2 protein-coding genes are annotated in these 846 nt (G+C 53.1%); both read left to right on the top strand.

Annotated elements, in window-relative coordinates:
* A partial coding sequence (locus ACTHUM_RS15795; protein ID WP_440403391.1) for a shikimate kinase occupies window positions 1-211 on the top strand: 211 nt, incomplete at its 5' end.
* 21 nt (window positions 212-232) lie between these two features.
* On the top strand, window positions 233-846 hold a 614-nt coding region (locus tag ACTHUM_RS15790; RefSeq protein WP_440403390.1), incomplete at its 3' end, for a 3-dehydroquinate synthase family protein.

Genomic DNA, 846 nt, shown 5'->3' with positions numbered 1-846 from the left:
TGTTTATCTGCATGCCAGCCCCGAAACCTTGCTGGAGCGTACCCGTTACGATAGCAACCGGCCGCTGTTGCAAGTTGCCAACCCGTTGGCCAAACTGCAAGAGCTGTATGACCAGCGCGATACGCTGTACCGTCAAACCGCCCATCTCGTCATCGAATCCGACAGCTGCCACAAAACGCTCAAACGGCTGATTGAAATATTGAGCGAATAACACGCTTTACAAAGGAACACCATGCGCACCCTGACTGTCCAAACCCCGTCCCATCAATACCCCATCTTTATCGGGCATAAACTGATTGAGCAGGCCGATACGCTGCTTCAGCCCTATTTAGGCAAAAAAGCGGCCATCATTACCAACGAAACCGTTGCGCCGCTTTATCTCAAGCAGCTCCAGACGGCCTTAGACAGACTGGGTGTGCCGCATTTCAGCATTATCCTTCCCGACGGCGAAGAATATAAAAACTGGCAGACGCTCAACCTGATTTACGATGGCCTGATGCAAAACCGTGCCGAGCGCAAAACCACTTTAATCGCTTTGGGCGGCGGCGTGATAGGCGACATGGTCGGTTTTGCCGCAGCGACTTATCAGCGTGGCGCACCTTTTATCCAAGTACCGACCACATTGCTCAGCCAGGTTGATTCCTCGGTCGGCGGCAAAACCGCCATCAACCATCCGTTCGGTAAAAACATGATTGGCGCATTTTATCAGCCGCAAGCCGTTCTGGCCGATTTGACCGCCCTGCAAACGCTGCCGCAGCGCGAACTTTCCGCAGGCATGGCCGAAGTTATCAAATACGGCGCATTGGGCGATGCCGAATTTTTTGCCTGGTTGGAAGAAAATATGGC

The sequence above is a fragment of the Neisseria sp. P0021.S006 genome, assembly GCF_051956895.1.
The sequence above is the reverse complement of the archived record's forward strand: the minus strand, read 5'-3'. Positions and strand labels throughout refer to the sequence as shown.